The 21,294-nt window shown below is 68.6% G+C and carries 23 protein-coding genes; 8 read left to right on the top strand and 15 right to left on the bottom strand.

What is annotated here, in order from left to right; all coding sequences use genetic code 11:
• The first annotated feature begins 1 nt into the window (after position 1).
• The gene (locus OG884_RS00945; RefSeq protein ID WP_326641140.1) at positions 2 to 622 is read left to right on the top strand and encodes a TetR/AcrR family transcriptional regulator; all 621 of its coding nucleotides are present in this window, start codon (positions 2 to 4) and stop codon (positions 620 to 622) included.
• 253 nt (positions 623 to 875) lie between these two features.
• The gene (gene arfB, locus OG884_RS00950) at positions 876 to 1,298 is read left to right on the top strand and encodes an alternative ribosome rescue aminoacyl-tRNA hydrolase ArfB (RefSeq protein ID WP_326641142.1); all 423 of its coding nucleotides are present in this window, start codon (positions 876 to 878) and stop codon (positions 1,296 to 1,298) included.
• Positions 1,299 to 2,717: 1,419 nt separating this feature from the next.
• Here the strand turns inward: arfB and ltrA are convergent.
• Entirely contained in the window at positions 2,718 to 4,097 is a 1,380-nt protein-coding gene (ltrA, locus tag OG884_RS00955; RefSeq protein ID WP_326636118.1) for a group II intron reverse transcriptase/maturase, read from the bottom strand.
• 634 nt (positions 4,098 to 4,731) lie between these two features.
• On the opposite strand from ltrA, the gene OG884_RS00960 reads away from it, so the two are divergent.
• Positions 4,732 to 5,010 carry a transposase gene (locus OG884_RS00960; protein WP_326646833.1) on the top strand — a complete coding sequence of 93 codons (279 nt, stop codon included), beginning with the start codon at positions 4,732 to 4,734 and terminating at the stop codon, positions 5,008 to 5,010.
• Positions 5,011 to 5,177: 167 nt separating this feature from the next.
• Here the strand turns inward: OG884_RS00960 and OG884_RS00965 are convergent, their stop codons facing one another.
• The 4 genes from OG884_RS00965 to OG884_RS00980 all read right to left on the bottom strand — a co-directional run bounded on the left by OG884_RS00965 (position 5,178) and on the right by OG884_RS00980 (position 7,496).
• Positions 5,178 to 6,203 (bottom strand): IS630 family transposase, encoded by a 1,026-nt coding sequence (locus OG884_RS00965; protein ID WP_326641144.1) that lies wholly within the window; start codon positions 6,201 to 6,203, stop codon positions 5,178 to 5,180.
• A gap of 76 nt (positions 6,204 to 6,279) precedes the next feature.
• Positions 6,280 to 6,966: a DnaB-like helicase C-terminal domain-containing protein gene (locus OG884_RS00970; RefSeq protein WP_326641146.1), complete on the bottom strand. Its 687-nt coding sequence runs from the start codon at positions 6,964 to 6,966 to the stop codon at positions 6,280 to 6,282.
• 5 nt (positions 6,967 to 6,971) lie between these two features.
• Positions 6,972 to 7,148: a hypothetical protein gene (locus tag OG884_RS00975; RefSeq protein ID WP_326641147.1), complete on the bottom strand. Its 177-nt coding sequence runs from the start codon at positions 7,146 to 7,148 to the stop codon at positions 6,972 to 6,974.
• Positions 7,149 to 7,277: 129 nt separating this feature from the next.
• Complete coding sequence (locus tag OG884_RS00980) at positions 7,278 to 7,496, bottom strand: hypothetical protein (RefSeq protein WP_326641149.1); 219 nt, start codon at positions 7,494 to 7,496, stop codon at positions 7,278 to 7,280.
• Positions 7,497 to 7,524: 28 nt separating this feature from the next.
• Between OG884_RS00980 and OG884_RS00985 the strand changes: the two genes are divergently transcribed.
• Positions 7,525 to 7,968, top strand: coding sequence for an NUDIX hydrolase (locus OG884_RS00985; RefSeq protein ID WP_326641152.1), 444 nt, complete (start codon positions 7,525 to 7,527; stop codon positions 7,966 to 7,968).
• A 59-nt stretch (positions 7,969 to 8,027) separates the two neighbouring features.
• Here OG884_RS00985 and OG884_RS00990 read toward each other — a convergent pair whose 3' ends face one another.
• Positions 8,028 to 8,399 carry a hypothetical protein gene (locus tag OG884_RS00990; protein ID WP_326641154.1) on the bottom strand — a complete coding sequence of 124 codons (372 nt, stop codon included), beginning with the start codon at positions 8,397 to 8,399 and terminating at the stop codon, positions 8,028 to 8,030.
• A 241-nt stretch (positions 8,400 to 8,640) separates the two neighbouring features.
• On the opposite strand from OG884_RS00990, the gene OG884_RS00995 reads away from it, so the two are divergent.
• Positions 8,641 to 9,279: a hypothetical protein gene (locus OG884_RS00995; protein ID WP_326641156.1), complete on the top strand. Its 639-nt coding sequence runs from the start codon at positions 8,641 to 8,643 to the stop codon at positions 9,277 to 9,279.
• Between the two features lie 177 nt (positions 9,280 to 9,456).
• On the opposite strand, the gene OG884_RS01000 is transcribed toward OG884_RS00995, so the two are convergent.
• From OG884_RS01000 to OG884_RS01010, 3 genes are all read right to left on the bottom strand, one after another.
• On the bottom strand, positions 9,457 to 10,239 hold the full coding sequence (locus OG884_RS01000; protein WP_326641158.1) for an HAD-IIA family hydrolase: 783 nt from the start codon (positions 10,237 to 10,239) through the stop codon (positions 9,457 to 9,459).
• Positions 10,240 to 10,470: 231 nt separating this feature from the next.
• On the bottom strand, positions 10,471 to 10,902 hold the full coding sequence (locus OG884_RS01005) for a nuclear transport factor 2 family protein (RefSeq protein ID WP_326641160.1): 432 nt from the start codon (positions 10,900 to 10,902) through the stop codon (positions 10,471 to 10,473).
• A 24-nt stretch (positions 10,903 to 10,926) separates the two neighbouring features.
• Positions 10,927 to 11,826, bottom strand: a complete 900-nt coding sequence (locus OG884_RS01010) for a TIGR03619 family F420-dependent LLM class oxidoreductase (protein ID WP_326641162.1) — start codon at positions 11,824 to 11,826, stop codon at positions 10,927 to 10,929.
• A gap of 58 nt (positions 11,827 to 11,884) precedes the next feature.
• On the opposite strand from OG884_RS01010, the gene OG884_RS01015 reads away from it, so the two are divergent.
• From OG884_RS01015 to OG884_RS01025, 3 genes are all read left to right on the top strand, one after another.
• On the top strand, positions 11,885 to 12,778 hold the full coding sequence (locus tag OG884_RS01015; protein WP_326641164.1) for a phosphotransferase family protein: 894 nt from the start codon (positions 11,885 to 11,887) through the stop codon (positions 12,776 to 12,778).
• Between the two features lie 45 nt (positions 12,779 to 12,823).
• On the top strand, positions 12,824 to 13,102 hold the full coding sequence (locus tag OG884_RS01020; protein WP_326641165.1) for a TFIIB-type zinc ribbon-containing protein: 279 nt from the start codon (positions 12,824 to 12,826) through the stop codon (positions 13,100 to 13,102).
• 753 nt (positions 13,103 to 13,855) lie between these two features.
• Positions 13,856 to 14,314 (top strand): hypothetical protein, encoded by a 459-nt coding sequence (locus OG884_RS01025; RefSeq protein WP_326641167.1) that lies wholly within the window; start codon positions 13,856 to 13,858, stop codon positions 14,312 to 14,314.
• 202 nt (positions 14,315 to 14,516) lie between these two features.
• On the opposite strand, the gene OG884_RS01030 is transcribed toward OG884_RS01025, so the two are convergent.
• From OG884_RS01030 to OG884_RS01055, 6 genes are all read right to left on the bottom strand, one after another.
• On the bottom strand, positions 14,517 to 15,968 hold the full coding sequence (locus OG884_RS01030; RefSeq protein ID WP_326641169.1) for a bifunctional phosphatase PAP2/diacylglycerol kinase family protein: 1,452 nt from the start codon (positions 15,966 to 15,968) through the stop codon (positions 14,517 to 14,519).
• 233 nt (positions 15,969 to 16,201) lie between these two features.
• Entirely contained in the window at positions 16,202 to 16,987 is a 786-nt protein-coding gene (locus tag OG884_RS01035; RefSeq protein WP_326641171.1) for a polyphosphate kinase 2 family protein, read from the bottom strand.
• Positions 16,988 to 17,165: 178 nt separating this feature from the next.
• The gene (locus OG884_RS01040; protein ID WP_326641173.1) at positions 17,166 to 17,807 is read right to left on the bottom strand and encodes a GTP-binding protein; all 642 of its coding nucleotides are present in this window, start codon (positions 17,805 to 17,807) and stop codon (positions 17,166 to 17,168) included.
• The gene (locus tag OG884_RS01045; protein WP_326641175.1) at positions 17,788 to 18,174 is read right to left on the bottom strand and encodes a DUF742 domain-containing protein; all 387 of its coding nucleotides are present in this window, start codon (positions 18,172 to 18,174) and stop codon (positions 17,788 to 17,790) included. Before OG884_RS01045 ends, OG884_RS01040 begins: the two co-directional genes overlap by 20 nt.
• A complete protein-coding gene (locus tag OG884_RS01050) occupies positions 18,171 to 18,602 on the bottom strand; it encodes a roadblock/LC7 domain-containing protein (RefSeq protein ID WP_326641177.1) in 432 nt (143 codons plus the stop codon). Before OG884_RS01050 ends, OG884_RS01045 begins: the two co-directional genes overlap by 4 nt.
• Before the next feature lie 100 nt (positions 18,603 to 18,702).
• Positions 18,703 to 21,285 (bottom strand): sensor histidine kinase, encoded by a 2,583-nt coding sequence (locus OG884_RS01055; protein WP_326641179.1) that lies wholly within the window; start codon positions 21,283 to 21,285, stop codon positions 18,703 to 18,705.
• Positions 21,286 to 21,294 lie beyond the last annotated feature (9 nt).

The raw sequence follows: 21,294 nt of genomic DNA on the forward strand, positions 1-21,294 counted from the left end.
CATGCCACGTCAAGCCGATACCCGCGTCCGCGCCCGCGATGAATTCGCCCGCCTCCTCGCCGAACGCGGCTACCTCGGGGTCTCCCTCGACGAGATCGCAAAAACCGTGGACGTGAAGAAGGCCAGCCTCTACCACCACTTCCCCGGCGGGAAGCCCGCCCTGTTCATGGAAGTCGCCCACCACTACATCGAGGAGACCTCCGCCGCGCTCCAGCGGGCGCTGGGGGGCGACGGTGATCTCCGCGACCGTCTCCTCGCCCTCGCCGACACCTATGCGCGGGGAACGTACAACTCCGCTCTCGGTGACCAGATCTACTACGCCACCCGCCACCTGGATGACGCACAGCGCGCCGACGTCTCGCACGCCTACGTGCGTAGCCTGATCACACCCGTCACCGACCTGATGGCCCAAGCAGTGGAGACGGGCGAGCTACGGAAGGCTGATCCGAGCTTCCTGGCCATGGCCTTCATGGAACTGGCCGGCATGCTCCAGCCCATGCCCGCCGATGTGGCGATGCCCCCGCAGGAGCGTCCCGTTCCGCCTCCCGCCGATCAGCTGGTCCACGAGGTCGTCGACCTCTTCCTGCGAGGGGCAGCCGTCCCGGATCGGCCCATGACCTGACCAAGGCGGTCTCGAAAACCCACCACTGCGCCGACCACATGGGTTCACCGGGTTGCGACACGCGGTGAGCGTGTCCGGGGACGTCCGCGCGGGACGGCCCCGGACTGCTCTACCACGTCGTGCAGACGGCTCCGTTTCGGCCCTGCGTTCGTAGTCTCCGTCGAGGAACGGGGCATAAAACTATTTGATCCAGGCTTGTACTCCCTCGGTACCCTGAGAACACGCACACCCCCGTGAGAAGGAAGTCGCCGCCATGCCCGGTCCGCTCCAGATCAGCGGTTCGGTCTCGGTCCCCGAGGCCGAGCTCGGCTGGCGGTTCTCCCGTTCCTCAGGCCCCGGCGGCCAGGGGGTCAACACCACCGACAGCCGGGTCGAGCTCAGCTTCGACCTGGCCGCCACCGAGGCCCTCGAAGAGGTCTTCAAGTCCCGAGCCCTCGAACGTCTTGCCTCCCGCCTGGTGAACGGCGTGATCACCATCGCCGCCTCGGAGTTCCGCTCCCAGCTGCGCAACCGCGAGGCCGCCGAGATGCGCCTGGCCCAGCTGCTCCGCGAGGCGATCGCCCCGCCCCCCAAGAAGCGCCGCCCGACCAAACCGAGCAGGGGCGCGATCGAACGGCGGATCACCGCCAAGAAGCAACGCTCCGACCTCAAACGCCTGCGCAGGGACCACCGCTGACCGAGTAAGCGCTACGCCGTTTGAGCAGAGGGAACGGCCCCGAACGAAAAGACGTGCAGCGTCGCCCAGGCCAGGTAGGCGGGCCGGTTGGCGGCGCGCAGCGGCAGGGTCTCCTGCAGGGGCGGGCTCGTCCACCTGGATGATCACCGTCCCGGCGGCCTCCAGGGGTCGCGTCCGCGGAGGTGGTGTATGAGTGTTTGAGATCGGTACCTGCGTCGCGCCTGGCTGATCGCCGTTGAAAAGCGCGGCGTCGTCCGTGGGGAAAAGCGCGGCGAGGGCGGCGGAGTGGCTCAGGACCGCTCACCGGCAACGCATCGTGCGGGGTGGTGGCGGGCGTTGGCCGGGTGTGGGTGACCGGGGGCGGGCCGGTGGAGCTCCGGAAGGGGGCAAAGCGGGTCATGGCGGGCGTGGAGGCGGGGCCGTGGTGGTGACGATCGGGGATTTTCCATGATCTGGGTGAGTTGGCACGCTGGGGGCGTGCGGATTCACCCCGATCAAGGAAAGCGCCACTCCCACCCCCTCGGATGGGCCGCTTTTCGTGGTGGAAGGCCCGATTCGTCCCCGCACCCGGCCGAGGGCGACCCCTGACCGGACGCCCCGCGGACCTTCGTACCCCGCACGGCGAGAGCCCCGCGCGAGGCGGCGGCGAGGAGCGGCCCCGGATCCTTCCGCACCGCGGCGGACCCGTACCGATGGGCGGTCTGGGGCCATTCCACGGTCCTCGGCGCGCTTTTGACCTTCCACCCCGCACGACGCGACACCGACGAGCGGCCCTGAACCACTCCACCCCCCTCGCCGCGCTTTTGACCTTCCACCCCGCACGACACGACACCAACGAGCGGCCCTGAACCACTCCACCCCCCTCGCCGCGCTTTTCACCACGGACGACGCCGCGCTTTTCCACCGTGACCGGCTTACCGGATTCGGATGCTCGTACACCACGTCCATGGACGCCCCCCCAGGTCGCCGACCTCTTCCCGCAGCGCCGGCGCGACCTGGCCTTTACTACTAATTTCTGTACCACTGCTGACCCGCGTCGCCAGACGCGCACCCACCTGCATAGACGCTGCCCGAAGAGTTGCTGTCCAGGCACCGCCCGGTGGCCACATTCCGCAACGCGCTTCCCTGTGTTGTCCATAGCTGGTACTGAGCCGATCATAAGTTCTGGGACTTTTGAGAAGATCGGAAGGCGCGTCGGCCCTGCTGGAGTGGCAGGCGGACCACCTGGACCTCCGGAAAATCTCAATATTTGTAGGGTCGGGGGCTGGCGCGGTGGCTTCTCCTGGCGGGAGGGCCTGGGGCCTTCCTTCCGTCGGTTTCCCGGACGGGTGTGCCACCCCAGTGGCCGTGACCAGGTTCTTCGCTCCGTTTCCAACCCCCGCCACCTCGATCCGTGCATGCGGTTCTCCCGCACACGGCTCACCGACGTCGTTCACCGCCGGCATTCGGCCTTTCCCGCCAGGGCTTGCCCGCCCTGGGCGCGACGACGATTCCATACAGGCTGATCAAGCCGAGATCGCTGAGCGAGCGTTTCAGCACGCCCCGGCCGTAGCTCCGGCTGCGCCGGTGTTTTCGGCTGAGGAACAGCGCCAGGCGCATCCAGGCGAACTCTCTGATCTTGCTAAAGCGCCGGGCAGAATGCCCGTACCGGAAATAGCCAGCCCATCCCCGCAGGAACAGGTTGACCTCCTTGGTGATCGCTTCGGTGCGAAGCAGCAGCCTGCGGCCGTCCGTGAGGTCACGGATCCGGTCGCGGGCGTGTTGCATCGCCCTGTCTGAGGGCCAGCGAGCGAGGAAAACGAACGGCCGTTTCCCGTTGAACCCGCGTGAGCGCACCAGCCGGTGGTGAAAGCCCAGGAAGTCCAGGCCTTCCCCACCGACCTCCAGGTGCACGATGCGGGTCTTGGCGGCCTTCGGCTCCAAACCGAGTGCCGCCAGCAGCTCCGTCAGGCGGGCCAGGGCCCGCTCGGCTTGACCGCGGGACCAGCACATCACGATCGCGTCGTCGGCATAGCGGGCCAGCACGCCGTCCGCCTCGTCCCACGCCCGATCCAATCGGTGCAGGTAGACGTTACAGAGGACGGGTGAAACCACGCCGCCTTGTGGCGTGCCGGTGACCTCTCGCCGGATCTGTCCGTCCTCCATCACCCCGGCGCGCAGAATCACCCGCAGGAGCTTCAGGAGCGACTGATCGCAGACGCGTTCCTCGATCGCACGCATCAACTCATCGTGCGGAATCGCCGAAAAGCAGTTGGCGATGTCCGTCTCGACCACCCACCGGCGGCCCCGCGCCTGCTCCTCAATGAGCACTTGCAGAGCATCGTGTGCTGAGCGCTTCGGGCGAAACCCGAATGAGCAATCAGCCATGTCCGCCTCGAAGACCGGTTCGAACACGATCTTCACAGCGGCCTGCACGATCCGATCCCGAACAGCGGGAATCGACAACGGCCGGTACTCGTCCTTCAGCCCAGGCTTGGGGATCATCACCCGGCGCGCGGGCAATGGCCGATACCGGCCCTGCCGAAGTTCCGCGGCCAACTCCTCAAGAAGCCGGACGATCCCGTACTCCTCGATGTCGGCCAGCGTGGTCGCGTCGATGCCCGGTGCGCCGTTGTTGCTGCGCACCATGACCCACCCGCGCTCCAGAACGTCTCTGCGATAGACCTTGTCCATGAGCGCGTGGAACCGACGTCCGGGATCGGCCTTGGCCGCCCGGTAGAGCACATGCTGCAAGGCGCGGACCGGATCACGCGGAACACGCGGCCCCACGGCGGCGGGAATAGCCAAAACGGCACTCACCGAGCCCCTCCTCCACCTCAATATGCATCGACGAAGTAGCGGCCCTTCCCTCACCGCCGGTTATGTTGTCCGGTCGGCTCAAGCAGTACTACGGCCGCCTCCGACGCCCACCCGGCCAGCAATCCACTTCCCGGCGTTGACCGGTTATAGGACGCCACGCTCCGGTAACACCTTCCGCAGGTCACCGGGCCGGGGAGGGCCTCCCCAGTTCCCGCCGTCACTATCGATACGTTCCGCGCCCCATACGCCGGGGAGTTCTTCGCGGCTGCAATTTCCAGGCTCTTCGCCGCTTCCATGGCCTTCACCCCGATCACGAGGGGCTCGGCTCTCCCTTGTCCCGTCCGAAGACGGCTGAGTAACGACGCCGCAGGCTTCGCGTCATGCTACGGACCGCATCGTCGCTCCCCCTTAAGGGCTTTTGACGCTGGGCTTCGACCCCGCCCGTTTCCAGACGAAGCCGCCAGCCTGCTACCGGGCCTCCTGGCAGCTACCCGGACCGGACTTTCACCGGCAAGCGACGACGAGCTTACGAACATGCAGATCAGCCGCTATGTCACGGCTTCACCTCCAGTTCTACTGGGCGCACATGATCGCCTCAGTAGAGTGGTAAAAGTCCGAAGGAGATAGAAACATACTGAAAGGCTCCAGGCGTAGGTTTAGCCAGGAGTTCAAGGACGAGGCTGTGCGCATGGTCCTCGACGGCCCCCGTACGATCGCCGAGGTCGCCAGAGAGTTCGGCGTCCACGACACCACGCTCGGCAATTGGGTGAGCACCTACAAGCGAACGCGCGCGGAAGAAGAACCGCACTCCCTCAGCGGCCCCGAGCGCGCCCGACTGCGTGAACTTGAGCGAGAAAACTCCGAACTCCGAGAGAGGCTTTCCTTCTTGTGTTGTGATCGATTTCCGGCCTGACCAGCTCAAATGGCAAGCCGTCCTTGAAGAGATACGGCGACGCATCAAGAATGGCGAATATCAGCCAGGTAACCCGATTCCGGGCGAACCTCGCATGGCCGATGAGTTCGACATCTCCCAGGTACTACTAACCAGAAACTAAGTTACTGGACTGTAAGAAACTTTACTCATGTGGTCATATAGCGGAGGCCTCGATCCGCGAAGAAGCCTCGGACGATTTCGGGAAGGTTGCGCATCCGTGCTACTGCCTTCTCGATCCCCTTCTTGAGCTCATCCTTGGTTCGCGCGGCCATCCGCCCAACATGATCGTGCTTTATATTCTTCCACACCCACTCATCGGGATTCAGTTCAGGAGAGTAGGGTGGAAGGAAGAACAACTTCAGTCGGCCCTTGGTGGACTTCGCGAACTCCTTAGCGGCGTTAGATCTGTGGGCCGACGCACCATCTATGATCAAGAAGATCTTCCCGGGAATGTCGTCGAGCAGCTTCTTGAGGCATTCAATGAACACCTCGGCGTTGAGGTTTCCTTCAAAGAAGGAGAAGTACAGCTTCCCCTGCGTGTTCACTGCGGAGAACATGTTTGCTGAAACTCGACTTCCACTCCCGATTACAATCGGCGTGTTCCCGACTGGAGCCCATGTGGTACCGGAGTGGTAATCAGTGCGGACACCCGCCTCGTCAGCGAAGAAGACGCTTGCACCTGCGGTGATGGCCATAGCTCGAATCTTCGGATACTCCTCTTCTTTCCACTGCCGCACGCGTTCTGGATTCTGTTCATACGCGCGGACCAATGGTCGCTGTGGAGACAGGTCGAGCCGATGCAGGAGTGTCCCGACCCATTGCGATGTGAACACGACACCGAACTTGCGCTTGATAAGCTCACCGACCATCTCGCGAGTCCACAGACCAAACTCGAACTGCAATTGGCGGGGGTCATTACCGATTATCCATCCCCGCAGCTGCGCCATTTGACGTTCTGTCAGTTGCGGTTCGCGTCCCGGAGCCTTTTTCACCACCAATGCCGCTGGACCCGACTCTTTCCGCAGCTTGAGCCAACCGAATATTGTGGATCGCCCAACACCGAAGACAGTGGCGGCTTCATCCACGCGCATTCCCTTGTCAATTGCGCTGAGAACTAGTGTTCGGGTGCCTTCAAGGGTGCGCCGCGGAATGCGCCGAGATGGTTTCTCCATGCGATTATTGTCTAATCTGAAAGGTAAAGCGAAGTGGTATGCAACGACGAATTTGGTCCAGTAATCTAGTTTCCGCTTAGTAGTGGCCCTGGAAGGCCACGGTGATCGTGGCCGTGGGGCCGTTACGGTGCTTGGCCACGATCAGGTCGGCCTCCCCCGCGCGGGGGGAGTCGCGCTCGGCGGCGTCCTCGCGGTGCACCAGGACGACGAGGTCGGCGGTGCGGGCGACGGCGTCGCACAGATCGGTGTGCAGGGCCGGCAGCCGGCCGGAACCCACCTCGGGCAGGCGGTCGAGGTCGGCGGAGACGACGATGGGGACCTCCAGCCGCACGGCGAGCGCCTTGAGGGTGTGGACGGTTTCGGTGACCTCGCGTTCGCGGGTGCCGCCGCGCACGTCGGGGCGGATGTGGCGCAGGCCGTCGACGGCGACCAGGCGGGCCGCGGGCTCGCCGGCGGTGCAGGCGTGGGTGATGCGGGCGCTCAGCTCGCCCAGGGTCCAGTCGGCCGGGGTGGCCAGGTGCAGGGGGGCTTCGGCGAGGCGGGGCATCACGCGGGCGAGCGTGGCCCGGTCGTCGTCGCGCAGGGCGCCGGAGCGCAGCGCGTGCCCGACGACGCGAGCCTCGGCCGAGGTGATGCGGGTGAGCAGGTCGCGGCGGGAGGACTCGTAGCTGACCAGCAGGGTGGGGGTGTTGCGGACGAGGGCGGCTCCCCGGCAGAAGGCGAGCAGCAGGGTCGTGCTTCCCACACCGGGGCGGGAGGCCACGACGGTCAGGGTGCCGGGGGCAGGCTGATGAGGACGGCGTCGAGGTCGGTGACGCCGGTGAGGATGTGGCCGGGAGGCCGGCTGTGGAGGTGTCCGGCACCGGGGCGGTCTGTGAAGTCGAGGTGGTCCAGGAGACCGAGGAACTCCTCGCGGGCCGGGGCGGGGGCGGGGTCGTAGGGCATGGCGGCCATCCTGCCAGTCGAAGGCGGCTGGAGGGGCGTCCGAAAAAACCGGAAACTCCGAGGGGCGGCGATCCAGCGATTCACGCGCGAGCCGCAGCATTGTCTGATCTTGCGTTGCGGCTTTTGGGCTCACCTTGGCTGGACCCGGGTACGGCCGGAGTCGGAGTGGCGTACCGAGTTGGTGACGAGTTCGGTGAGCAGCAGGAGCGCGTCGTCGGCGTGCGGGTGGTTCACGCCGTCCAGCAGGTCGCGGACGTAGCGGCGGGCCTGGGGAACGGCGGCGACCTGCGCGGGGAGGTCGACCTCGGCAAGGAAATCCCGCCTCCCCGGGGCCCGGATGCGGATCACGTCACCGGGTCGGTGGCACAATGGCCCCATGCCTGACGTGCCGAGTGTTCGCGCCGTCCTCCTCGACGACGACCGGCTGGTGGTTTTCCGGCGTACGGTCCCCGGCAAGGAGCTCTACTGGTCCGTCCCCGGCGGCCATGTCGAGCCCGAGGACGCCTCGCTGGAGCACACCCTGCACCGCGAGGTCATGGAGGAGCTCGGCGCCGTGGTCTCCGGCGTCACCCCGCTGACCACCCTGGAATGCGTGCGCGACGAGGGAATCAAGACCCAGCACGTCTACGGCTGCCGCCTGGTCTCGATGGATCTCGCCCTGCGCTGCGGCCCGGAGTTCGACGACCCCGCCCGTGGCCGGTACGAGGTGGTGCGGCTCCCGCTCGATCCGGCCGAGATCTCCGCCATCAACCTCGTCCCCCCGGAGCTCGGCACCTACCTGGCAGGCACCGTCACCCTGCTGCCCGGCCTGATCGCCTGATCGCCTGATCGCCTGATCCTCCCGTCCATCGGGGCCCGCCGAGGTCATCGCGAACGGTCTTACCGGCTCGCGCCGGGCGAGGCAGTGGCACCGCAGCAGGCCGACCTGCGGGCATAAAGGCCGATCCACGAATACCCAAAATCATCTGTGAATCTCAGCACGAAATCACGGTTGCCCATGAGTGCCAGGTAGCGCTCGTCGTCCTCCACAAAGGCGCTGTTCTGGCGCCTCCTGCCACAGGCCGACGCCCGGGGCCGCAGGGCGTCCAGGCCCGCACCTGCGATCAGCGCCATGGCGGGGACGGTGAAGAGCAGGTATCTCGGGCTGTAGACCGGATGGATCTGCGAGATCACCATGGACACCAACGGCAGCAGCGCCCAGGGCAGCGCGACCCCGGTCAGCCGCCCGCCGGAGATCACCCCGAAGATCATGAGGGCGACCAGGGGCCGGCACGACCACCGCCGTCACGATGGCGTAGCTCCGGGTCTCCTGGGCGCACCGGCTCACCATCGGCAGCGCGGCGTAGCACAGCTACGAAAGCGGCCGGGTGGATGCGGAAACTGCGGCGCTCCAGCTGCGTGAGGCTCTCACGGTGAGGCAGACCGGCGCCCCGGGTGGCGGGTTGGTGGCCGGCCAGGCGGTCGAAGGTGGAAACGATGTGCAGGAGGCGCAGTGGCTGATCAGTCTGTGGCGGGCGTGGAGGCGTCCGGGGCCGATTCGCGTACCGGCCTGAACGGGTTCGCGTGGGCGGTGACGGAGGTATTCGCGCCGCAGAACCTGATGCTGAGCCTGCCGCCGGTAGTCGGCGGGTTGGCTGCCGGTTGGGCGGGTGCGGCATGGGGTGCGGCGATCTCGGCGGTGTGCGGCGGCGTACCGGCCACGGTGATCGCGATCGGCGTGTGGCGGGGCCGGTTGGACTCACGGCACATCGTGGAGCGGACGAGCCGCTTCAAGCCGATGCTGGCGGCGCTGGCGGCCGTGCTGGTGACACTGCTGATGTTGCTGCTGGCCGACGGGGAGCCGGTCGAGCTGACGGCGATGGTCGTGGTGATGCTCGGCTGGCTGGCGGTGCTAGGCCCGATCACCTTGGTGTGGAAGATCTCGTTTCACACGAGCACGGCGGCCGGCGTCGTTGTGATGCTGGCGTACGTGCTGCCGGCCGCGGTGACGCTCACGGTGGGTGCGGCGCTGGTGGCGGTGATCGGGTGGGCGCGGGTGCGGATTTCTCACCACACGCTCGCCCAAGCCGCCGCGGGTGCGGTGGCCGGGGCGGGCGTGGCGTGGGCGGTGTTCGCCGCCATGGGCGTGTAGAGGGTGGGGCTCGCCGCCATGGGCGTGTAGAGGGTGGGGCTCGCCGCCATGGGCGTGTAGAGGGTGGGGCTCGCCGCCATGGGCGTGTAGAGGGTGGGGCTCGCCGCCATGGGCGTGTAGAGGGTGGGGCTCGCGCGGGGGCTTGTGGCGGACGCCGACCTTGCGTGCGGACCTGGCCTAGTCGATCAGCTCGATCAGGTCGGCGACGGAGTCGACCACCAGGGAGGGGCGGAACGGGTAGCGGTCGATCTGGTCCCTGCTGACGACCCCGGTCAGCACCAGGATCGTGTGCAGCCCCGCCTCCATGCCGGAGACGATGTCGGTGTCCATCCGGTCACCGATCATCGCGGTGCTCTCGCTGTGGCCGTCGATGGCCCGCAGCGCGCTGCGCATCATCATCGGGTTGGGCTTGCCCACGAAGTAGGGCTCCACCCCGGTCGCCTTGGTGATCATCGCGGCGACCGCACCGCAGGCGGGCAGCGACCCCTCGTTGGAGGGCCCGACCGCGTCAGGGTTGGTGGCGATGAACCGGGCGCCACCCTCGATCAGCCGGATCGCCCGGGTGATCTGGGTGAAGCTGTAGGTGCGGGTCTCGCCCAGGACCACGTAGTCGGGGGCGATGTCGGTGAGGATGTAGCCGATCTCGTGCAGGGCCGTGGTCAGGCCCGCCTCCCCGACCACGTACGCCGAGCCGCCGGGGCGCTGGCCGTCCAGGAACTTGGCCGTGGCCAGTGCGGAGGTCCAGATCGACTCCGGCGGGATGTCCAGGCCTGCCGCGCGCAGCCGTACGGCGAGGTCACGCGGGGTGTATATGGAGTTGTTGGTCAGAACCAGGAACCGCTTTCCGGACTCGCGCAGGCGGCGGATGAACTCGTCTGCACCGGGCACCGGCTGTCCTTCATGGACGAGGACCCCGTCCATGTCCGACAGCCAGCACTCGATCGGCTTGCGCTCGTCCACCGTTCTCCCCTGTTTCGGCCGTATATGTACGAGAACAAGGATGACAGGGCGAGGCCGATGATGCGCCATCAGACCCGTACATCGGAGCATCGCACAGATGAACGGTCGTCCAATCGGGCCTGCGGCCGCCGCGCGGCGCCGGACCGCCCTTCGACCGGTTCCCCGCCGGACCCTGTCCCTCGGATCTTGCCGTGGCGGGGAACGGTGGGCGAAAGACCCAGGGACCGCGGACTAACACATGGTCCGCCAGGTCTGTTCCTCGATCAGTTCTCTGCTGCGCCAGCCGTACATGGTGCGGACCAGGCGGTGGTGGTACCAGCCGCCGCCGCGGATGAGCCCTGCGGTGTCGGCGGCGATCATGTCCCTGGACGGCGCGAGCGTGTCGGTGAACGAGGCGGTGACCGCCGCCTCGTCCCCGTCGAACCTGATGGTCATCGCCCCGATCAGGTGCTGGCGTCCCGGCCAGGTCGGCAGCACCTCGGCGAGCCATCGCCGCGCCTCGTCCCTGCTGCCCCTGATGCCGCCCGCCGAGGTGTAGTCGATCACCGCGTCCGGGGTGAAGACCAGATCGAGCCGTTCCCAGTCTCCGGTGTCCACCGCGTAGGCGTATCTGGCGAGCAACTCGCCGATCTCCAGCCGGTCTGCCATCTCCTGTGCCCTCATGCCCCTATCGAACCAAACGCTTGATCAGGGCGCGAGTGCCTCCAGTGCCGCCTCCGCCCGGTACATCGACTCCTCGGGGTCGGCATCGGGCGATCCGATCTCCGGATCGAAGTTGAGGTCGTGGAAGACGTCGGTGACCCCCTTGGCGGCGAGCCTGTCGACGTCCTGCCTGATCTCCTCGAACGAGCCGGTCAGCGGTTCGCGTCCGGCCGCCCCGGAAGGGCGTATGCGGGTGACACCCCGGGTGACGAAGCGCAGCGCCTCGGGATCGCGCCCGGCGTCACGAGCCGCCTCCTTGACGATGGAGATCTTCTTGTCGATGTTGTCGAGGTCTTCTCGGCTCGAACTGATCCAGCCGTCCGCCAGCCGCCCGACGCGCCGCAGCGCCACCTCCGCCGACCCGCCCAGCAGGATCGGCGGCACGGTGGGCGGTTTGGGGTCCTGGTACGCGGCCGGCAGTTCGTAGAACTCGCCGCTGTGCTCCACGGTCTCCTCCGTCCACAGGCGCCGCAGCAGCGTGACGAACTCCTCCCCACGCCGTCCGCGCCGCTCGAACGACACCCCCGAGGCAGCGAACTCCTCGGGCAGCCAGCCCAGCCCGAGTCCCACGTCAAGCCGCCCGCCGGAGACCGCCTGCAGGCTCGCCAGCTGCTTGGCCAGCAGCGCGGGCGAGGCGAACGGCATGTTGAGCACCGCGACCCCGAGCCTGATCCGGCTCGTCAACCCCGCCAGGTAGGCGAGCGTGACCACCGGGTCGTGCACGCTGCGGTAGACCGGGCCCATGTCGTGACGCTGCGGATAGAGCAGGCGCTGGAAGGTCCACACCTCGGGGTAGCCGAGCTCCTCGGCCCTGCGGGCGACCCGCGTCATGTTGCCCGGCGTCGCCCATGATCCCGATACCGGCACCGCAAAACCGATCCTCATATCCCGTACTTTATGCGGCAGCCCGGAAGGATCATGGATCGAGTGGTTCACTTGCCCGGTGAACAGCGACGACCTGATCGACAAATTGCGCCGGATCGGCGTCGGATACGGCGGTGTGCCCGCCACCGTGCTGCCGACCAGGCCAGACGTGATCATCCTGCGGGCCGGCTCCATCGTGGTCAAGGCGCACGCGCCGGGAGCGGAGCGGGAGCCGCTGGCGGAGCGGATGCGGGCCACCGCCCACCCGGCGCTGCGCGGGATCATGCTCCAGCCGGTGACCGAGGAGGTCATGACCGTCGAGGACCGGCTGATCACCGTCTGGCCCGCCGGAACTCCGGTGGATCACGAGGATCCGGACGCGGCGCCCTGGGAGGCCGCCGCCCGGCTGCTGGCACGGCTGCACACCGTACCCGCGCGGGCCCTGCCCCCGCTGGGAGACGCGGGAGGGCCGAGCCGGGTGGCCGCGACGGTCGCCCGCCTGGGCGACCGCTCCGCCGCCGAGCTGGCGGTACGCCGGGCCTTCAGCTGCCTGCCCTTCCCCTCCGCGGGCCCCGGCGGCCTGACCCACGGCGACTGGCACATGGGCCAGATGGTCCGCGCGCCTGACGAGTGGATCCTCATCGACATCGACGACCTGGGCATCGGCGACCAGGCATGGGACCTGTCCAGGCCCGCCGCCTGGTTCGCGGCCGGACTGCTGGAACCACAGGTGTGGCACCGCTTCCTGGATGCCTACCGCGCCGCGGGCGGGGTCGCCGTTCCACCGGACGGTGACCCGTGGGAACGACTGGATATCCCGGCGCAGGCGATGACCGTACAGCTCGCGGCGGCGGCGGTGTCCACCGCCGGGCGGGCGGGGCGCCCCCTGGACGAGGTCGAGGAGATCCTCGTTGAGGCGTGCCTGAGGATTGTCCGGCACAGAAGCGCCTGCCATGCTGTGCCCACGCAGTAGGTTGTGGTTACTTGGCAACCAGGCCCGAACAAGGAGAGCAGCCAGATGCAGTGCCCCAAGTGTCGGGGTGCCATGCGCACTTACGAGCGCAACGGCGTCCACATCGACCAGTGCGAGAGCTGTCGCGGAATCTTCCTGGACTACGGCGAGCTTGAGACGCTGACCCGCATGGAGAGCCAGTGGTCACAGCAGTCCCATGCTGCTCCGCCTCCTCCTCCTCCGCCGCCGCCCGTGCACGGCGCTCCCGGCTGGGGCGCACCGCACCACGGTCACTACGGTCACCACCGCCAGCGCAGCTGGGTGGGGATGCTCTTCTCGACCTGATCCGGGCCGGAGGGACACAGAGACCGCGATCTCACGGCGAGATCGCGGTCTTCGCGTCCGTCTCCTAACTGCTCGGGCCCCCTCCAGATTCATGGACGGCCGTCGTGTGATACCGGCGGACCTCAGGAACCGCAGGTCGTGACCGACGATGACAGGCGCGCGCCGGTAGACCCCCAACGCCCGGACCGGCCGCGGGACATTCGTAAAATACGCCGGAGTCTCAGGCACCCTCCGGCTCCCAGGGCTCCGATATGGCGGTTTGAGGTCATGCTCACCACTGCGGGCAGGACAGCATGATCTACCCCCACCTCACCTGGAGGGCCGGGGCGCCGGCATGTTCCCCCCATGCCTGCCGGCGCGTGCTCCGTGTCGGCCCGGCTCCCGCTGGAGTGTGCGACGGAAGGCTCCGCGGTTTACCTAAACAAGGTTTTCGCGCCAGAAGACCGCCCGTGCCATGAGGAGTTCCCGGAAAACCATGCCATCGGATCAGGAGACATTTGAAAACAACTACCCTCGTCACCGGAGGTGTAGCTCAGAGTGATTAAACGCCTCTGATCAATTCTTGCCGGGAACCCGAGGGCAATCAGACTGAACCGCTACCTTTGCCTCCCTGAGATGACCGTTCTCACGCTTCGCACCTAGCGTGAGTCAGATCCAGACGCTGTGCAGGTGTCGTCCTCGATACCGGCTCAGGCGTCTTGGCAGCCCGGGTATCTCCCAGGGTTCCACCAATTCGGCAGGGAGTGATCTCTCATGATCATCCTTAGGAACATGCTCGCAGCCGGCGCGATGGTCGTCTCAACCCTCGCCGCCCCCGTAGCGATGTCGGCCCAGCCCGCCAGTGCGGGCACCGTGGCACAGGAGGTCGTCACGACCACCCTCATCTCCGCTGAGAAGCCCTGCAGGTTCCACAAGAATCCCGCGAGATGCTTCGCCAGGCGCGGTGGCGGAGGCGGTGGTGGTGGTGGCGGCGGAGGCGGTGGAGGCGGCGGCGGTGGCGGTGGCGGAGGCGGAGGCGGAGGCGGAGGCGGAGGCGGCGCCAATGTCAGCAACGTCAACACCAACACCAACATCGTCGGCGGCGGTGGAGGTGGCGGCGGCGGAGGCGGCAACCGCGGAGGCGGCGGCGGAGGCGGCGGCGGCGACCGCAGCGGCGGTGGAGGCGGCGGCGGCGGAGGAGGAGGCGGCGGCGGAGGCGGAGGCGGAGGCTGATCCACCGACAGCCGCAGAGACCATCGCCAGAGGCATTCGACACCGCACGTGCCAAGCGATGAGGCGGTAGAAACACCGGCGCCCGCCCAACGGCCGGGACAGCTCCGGCAGTGAACCCGCGCCAACAGATCAGGATGTTCCGCGCCGGTCGCCGAAGGCGGCCGGCGCGGAACCCGATCGCAGCCGAGACCTCGTCCGGATCTCAGCCGGTCGGCCGGACCACGAGGAGCGACCGCGGGCGCTTGGTGAACTCCGCCTCGCCCGTGACCGTGAACGTCTCACCGTCGCACGCCAGCCGCAGTCGTCCCGAGGGGGCCGAAAGGCACAGCGTGTCGGCCTGCCACTGCTGGTAGTGGCGTGAGAGATTCACCCTTGCGGCCAGCAGGCTGAGGAATACCCGCACCCGGGGCAGCCGGTCGGCGGCGGTGAGCACACGGATGTCCAGCAGACCGTCTTCCAGCCGTTGCCGTCTGGCGGGAGCGCCACCGCGCGCCTCGTAACGGCAGTTGCCCACGAACACCGTCCAGACACGCCTGGGCACACCGTCCACGACGAGATCCACCGGCCGCGCGCCCCCCGGGCCGAGTACCTCGGCCATGGCCCAGAACAGCGCGGGCCACGTGCCGACCCGGCTCTGCCGTCGCTCCCCGCTCTCCACCAGCGCCTGGTGGAGGCCCACACTGACGGAGTTGACGAACCTCCGGCCCGCGACCTCGCCGACGTCGACAGCCACGAGGTCACCGCTGTGGTACGCCTCAACCGCCTCCTGGGCGGTCTCGACTCCGAGCGCGCGGGCGAACCGACCGCGGAGGCTCGTGGGAACGACCAGCAGCGGGGTCGCCGCGCCCGTCGTCTCCTGTGCGGCGAGATTGACCACGGCGTCTCCCCCGGCCACCGCGAGCACTTTGGCCCGCGAAGCGGCGTCCCGCACGGCGGCCCCGAGGTCGGCACCTGGCGCCACCTCGACGATCTCGGCCCGGGGAAGGGCCGTGCGTAGCGTCTCGGCCGTTCCCGCGGCGGCGTCGGCTGAGCCGTCGACCACGGCGACCGCCCCCTCGCCCTCCGGATCGAGCAGCACGGAGGGCGCCGTCAGGGCGGCACGGGCGTGCCCCGCCTCTCCCGCGTCGGGCCAGATACGGCGGGTGGCCAGTCCCGCCACCACGCCGATCCCGGCCCCCGCGAGTACGTCGCCCGGATAGTGCACACCGGTGTAGACGCGGGAGAAGCAGACGGCGGCCGCGAGAAGCCCGACAGGGACCGCGACCGCTCGGGGCGCCTCCATCGCCACGGCCGCGGCGAAGGCGGCGGCCGAGGCGGAGTGGCCCGAGGGAAACGACGCCGAAGTGGGCATCTTGATCATCCGGGCGAGCGGGAGCCCTTCGGCCGACGGCCGGTTCCGGCGGAAGGCCTGCTTGCCGACCAGGTTGACCAGCGGGCTGGCCAGGCTGACCGCGAGCAGCCCCCTGGTCGCGGCGCGGCGCAGCGGCCGGCGCCCACTGACCGCGAACGCCCCGGCCACCCCGGCCCACAGCAGGGAGTTGTCCGCCGCGCGTGACAGCGCGGGCACCACACGTTCAAGACCGGGCAACCTCGCGCTCGCCACCATGGCGAACACCCTCCGGTCCAGCCTGCTCAGCCGCGAGCTCAACCGCATGCGTCCCCTCCCGCGATGACGAAGAACAATGACCGACGAATGGACGGTCATTTGATTCTGCCGCCTACCCCGATCCACGGTGCGTGGCACGTCTCCACCACCTCCATACTTCTCGTCAGAACGGCTTTAACGACACGGTCTCGCTAGTCGTCCGCCATCCCCTCCGCCCTTTTAACGACACGGTCTCGCTAGTCGTCCGCCATCCCCTCCGCCCTTTTAACGACACGGTCTCGCTAGTCGTCCGCCATCCCCTCCGCCCCGGAGGGGGTCGTCGGCCTGTAGCCCCGGGCGGTGAGTTCGGCCTCGATCGCGGCGCAGACGGTCTCCACCACCGTGACCCGGGCCAGGCGTTTGTCGTCGCCGGGGACCACGTGCCACGGCGCCTTCGGGTGGTCGGTATGTGCGAGCATGTCCTCCACGGCGGCCTCGTACAGCGGACGCTTCTCGCGGTTGCGCCAGTCCTCGTCCGTGAGCTTCCACGCCCGCAGCGGGTCGCCGGCCCGGTCCTGGAAGCGCCGGAGCTGCTCGTCCTCGGAGACGTGCATCCAGAACTTGACCATGATCATGCCCTCGGCCACGAGGGTCCGCTCGAACTCCACGATCTCTCCGTACGCGCGGGACCACTGCTCCTCGGTGGCGAAGCCCTCGACCCGCTCCACCAGCACCCGGCCGTACCAGGAGCGGTCGAGCACGGTCATCCCGCCCCAGCCGGGCAGGACCGGCCAGAACCGCCACAGAAAGTGGTGGCGCTTCTCGTCGTAGGTCGGCGCGGCGAACTGTGCGACGCGAACGTGGCGCGGGTCCAGCGGGCGCACCAGCCGCTTGATGGCACCTCCCTTGCCCGAGGCGTCCCACCCTTCGAAGACCACGCACAGCGGTGGACCGATGCGCTGCTCGCCGACCTGGCCGCCGAGCGTGAGCCGCAGGTGGAGCAGGCGTTCGAGAGCGGCGTCGAGACGCTCGGAGGCCTCTTTCTTGGTGAGTTTCCGTGACAGGTCAACCTCAGCCAGGCGATTCATGCTGACAAGCCTCGCATGTCCCATCCTGTGCGCACTCCCGAAGAGCGGCTCCGGTCGCGCGCCGTCAGGTCAGGCGTCCCGGTAGACCTCTCTGGCCCGGCCGATCAGGTCAAGGTGGTCGGCGAGCGAGAAGACGGGCTCGGTGGAGCCCCGCCCGTCCCGGAAGGGGGCATGCTCGTCAGCGGGTCCCGGTCCGCTCCGCGGAGGGTTCGGCACTCCCCTGCGGGGATGTCGTGCCCAGCCGCATCCGCATCGCGTGCTCCACGAGGGCGATGAGCACCTCCTTGCCCGACTCCCGCTGCCTGGCGTCGCACAGCACGATCGGGATGTCCTCGTGGAGGGTCAGCCCGAGCCTGACCTCGTCGAGTTCGTAGTGACGGGCCCCGTCGAAGCAGTTGACCGCGACGATGAAGGGCGTCTCGCGCCGCTCGAAGTAGTCGAGCGAGGGGAAGCAGTCGGCCAGCCTGCGGGTGTCGGCGAGGACCACCGCGCCCAGCGCGCCCAGCGCCAGCTCGTCCCAGAGGAACCAGAAGCGCTCCTGCCCCGGCGTGCCGAACAGGTAGAGGCGGTAGTCGTCGCCGATGGTGATCCGGCCGAAGTCCATCGCGACGGTGGTGGTCTGCTTGGTCTCCACGCCCGACAGGTCGTCGACGCCTATGCCCCGGTCGCTCAGGGTCTCCTCGGTGCGCAGCGGCTCTATCTCGGAGACCGCGCCGACCAGCGTGGTCTTGCCCGCGCCGAACCCTCCGGCGACCAGGATCTTGATCGCCTTGGGCATCTTCGCGCGCCCGGCGTCACGGCTAGAGCGCGCGGAGTCCATCGAGCACCGCCCTGTACAACCTCTCGTCGTGCATATCCGTCTCCGAATGCGGTTCTTGTATAGCGATGAATCCCTGGTCGAGCAGGTCACTGAGCAGGACGCGGACCGTGCCTGCCGGAAGGTTCATGTGGGCGGCGATCTCCGCGACCGACTGGGCCAACTGGCAGAGCCGGACGATGGCCAGGCACTCCGGGTCCAGTCCTGGCTCCCTCGACGAGACCTGCCGGATGGTCACCACCAGGGTGATGAGGTCGAACCTACCGCGGGTCGGTTCGGTCCTGCCTCGCGTCAGGATGTACGGCCTGACGATCGGCCCTGCCTCGTCCCCGACCCACTGGGCCTCGGGCTGCTCGTCGAAGATGCTCATCGCGTGCCGTCGCCTCTGAAGGAGGTGTCGGCAGTCCGGGTGGGCGAGGTGAGGTACTGGCCGACGCGGGTGACGAGCATGGCCATCTCGTAGGCGACCAGGCCGACGTCGGCGTCGGCGCCGCAGAGCACCGCCAGGCACGCCCCTTTCCCGGCTGCCGTCACGATCAGGTACGCGGTCCGCATCTCGATGATGGTCTGGCGCATCGGCCCGCCGCCGACCCGGTCGCTGACCCCGCGGCCCAGGCTCTGGATCGCCGACCCGACGGCGGCCAGGTGCTCGGCGTCGGCGGGAGGGAATCCGGCCGAGGCCGCCAGCAGCAGGCCGTCCGTGGAGAACACGATTCCGTGCTGAGCTTCCTCCACCCGCGAGACCAGGTCGTCCAGCAACCAGGCCAGGTCCGTGAAAGATCCTGTTCCCTGCACCACTCGTTGTCCTCTCCTTCTGCCTGCCGATGTTCCGTCGCCGGCCCTCGGCGCCTCGTCGGCACCGAACCTGGCACGCGCGACTCAAGATCAAATATTGGGGTCACACGGCAGGCCCACCCTCGTTCACGGGGTCGCCGTCCTGCCTGGTCAACTGGGCCGCGACGTCGCGGCCGCGGCGCGTGCCCGTCTGGAAGGACGTCATGGCCGCGCGGATCATCTCCGGGGAGCGTTCGTCGGCGCCACCGTCGTCCGGAGGCACCGGCGCCGCCGGCTCGTCGTCCTGCAGCGGGGCGGCGAGATGTGTCTGGGGAACGCGTCTCGGGAGGCCGCCCGGTGTGTGGCTGCTGTCGGGCGGGGGCAGCACGGGCGGCGGTGCCCCCCCTGGGCCTCCCGGACGTCCGGGAGCCGCGGAGCCGTCGAGGGCTCCGCCCGCAGGCGCGCCCGGTGAGGCGGGATGTCCGGGGTTCGTGAAGTCGGGCAGGCTCATAGGTGCTCCGGAGTCGGGCAGCCGCCTGAGTGCCGCGGGATCGGCGAACCCCTCCGCGGGCGCCTGAGCGGCGAGACCCTGGTCGGCGAAGCGACCAGGAGACGCGGGTTCCCACGCCTCGGGCCAGGCCCCCAGGACGGGCTCGCCGACGGGCTCTCCCTCGGCGCCGCCGGCCCGCACGGGACCACCGGCGATGCCCAGGGGATCGCCGACCCTGCTGCGGACCGCGGCGACCGCGGACGTGGTGCCGTTCATCTCGCCGGTGCTCGCCGGGCGTGCCTGCGGCACGCCGACGCCGACGGAGGCGCCCGGCCCCTCCTCGTTGATCAGGTCCTGTGGGATGAGGACGACGACGGTCGTGCCGCCGTACGGGGACGCCTTGAAGGCCACCCGGACGTTGTGCCGTTCGGCCAGGCGGCTGACGACGTACAGGCCCAGCCTGGCGTTGCCGGAGAGCTTGAGCTCCGGGGGGTTGGCGATCCGCTCGTTGGCGCTCGCGATGTCCGCGGCGCTCATGCCCAGCCCCCGGTCCTCGATCTCCAGCGCGTAGCCGTGGGCCACGAGGTGCCCGCCGACCTGGACCGTGGTGTAGGGCGGTGAGAAGGAGGCGGCGTTCTCGACGAGTTCGGCGATCAGGTGGATGACGTCGCTCACGGCCCGGCCGTCCAGCGCCACCTCTCCCAGGGGCATCACGTCGACCCGGGTGTAGTCCTCGATCTCGGCGAGCGAGCCGCGGACCACGTCGATCATCGGGACCGCCTCGCGCCAGGCCCGGCCGGGCGCCGCACCGGAGAGGACGAGGAGGTTCTCCGCGTAGCGCCGCATCCGGGTCGCCAGGTGGTCGAGCCGGAACAGGTCGCGCAACTCCTGCGGGTCGTTCTCGCGCCGCTCCATGATGTCGAGCACGCCCAGCTGGCGGTGCACGAGCGACTGGGTGCGGCGGGCGAGGTTGCGCAGGATGTCGGCGATGTCACGGCGCAACTGGGCCTGCTCCGCCGCGACCTTGATCGCGGTTTGCTGCACGGCGTTGAACGCCTGGCCGACCTGCCCGATCTGGTCGTCGCCGAACTTGAGTGGCGGCGCCTCCGCCTCGATGTCCACGATCTGCCCGTGGCCGATCCGCTCGACCACGGAGGGCAGCCTCTCGTTGGCGAGCTCCCAGGCGGCGGCCCGCAGCTTCTCCAGCTGCTGGACCAGGGCGCGGGCCGTGGTGATGGCCAGGACGACCGAGGCGATGACGGCCACGAGGCCCAGGCCGCCGGCCAGCGCAAGCCGCACGATCACGCCGGCCGCGACCGGGCCCGACCGCTCGACCACGCCGCTGCCGGCCGTGAGCACCGTCTCCGTCAGCTTGGTCTGTGCGGGCTGGGCGTCGGAGCTCCACCGCGTGACGTCGACCATTCCGGTCGACACCACGCTCGCGCCCCCGATCAGCTGCTCCTCCATGGCTCTCAGCCGGGTGAACTGCTCGCCGGCGGCCAGCCGCCGGTAGGCCTCCTGGTCGGCAGCGGGCAGCTCGGCCACCGCATCGGCGAGGAGGAAACGCCGCGTGCCGACGATCTGCGTGAATCTGACCTGCTCGCCGTCGGCGAACCGGCCCGCCGTCAAGGCGCCCATCACCAGGGCGTCCCCCTGGGAGAGCATGTCCCGGGCCCGGTTCATCTCGATGAGCGTGCGGGTGTCCTTGGCGAGTTCCTCGTCGTCCAGCGTGGCCAGCGAGTCGTAGACGCGGAAGATGGAGTCGACGATGTCGGTGAACTCCTCGGCGGCCCAGGTCCGGTTGACCCGGCCCGCGTCGATCGCCTTGCGCGCGGCGGCCAGGTCGTCCAGCAACCGGCGCGTCTCGGCGATACGGCGTTGCAGGGCCGAGCTTCCCAGAAGCTGCACGCTGCTACCGGCGGTGAGCTCCCGGAAGTTCGCGCCCGCGGCGTCGGTGCGCCCGCGCTGGGCGGCCAGCGCGTCGCGCCGGTGTTCCGTGCCGCCCGCGCCCAGCGTGATCGCGGTAAGCCTTCGTTCGGCCTGCACCTCGACGATGAGCCGCTCGCTCGGCTCCGCCACGTCGGTGTTGAGGGTCGCCACGCCCAGCATGTTCACACCGTCACGGACCGTCACCCATGCCGTGAACGCCCAAAGCGCGGTGAGCGACACCAGAAGTGCCGTGACCTTGGTCCGCAAGCTCGCGTTACGCAAGCGCATGGTGTCCAC

The organism is Streptosporangium sp. NBC_01755 (assembly GCF_035917995.1).
Lineage (GTDB): Bacteria > Actinomycetota > Actinomycetes > Streptosporangiales > Streptosporangiaceae > Streptosporangium.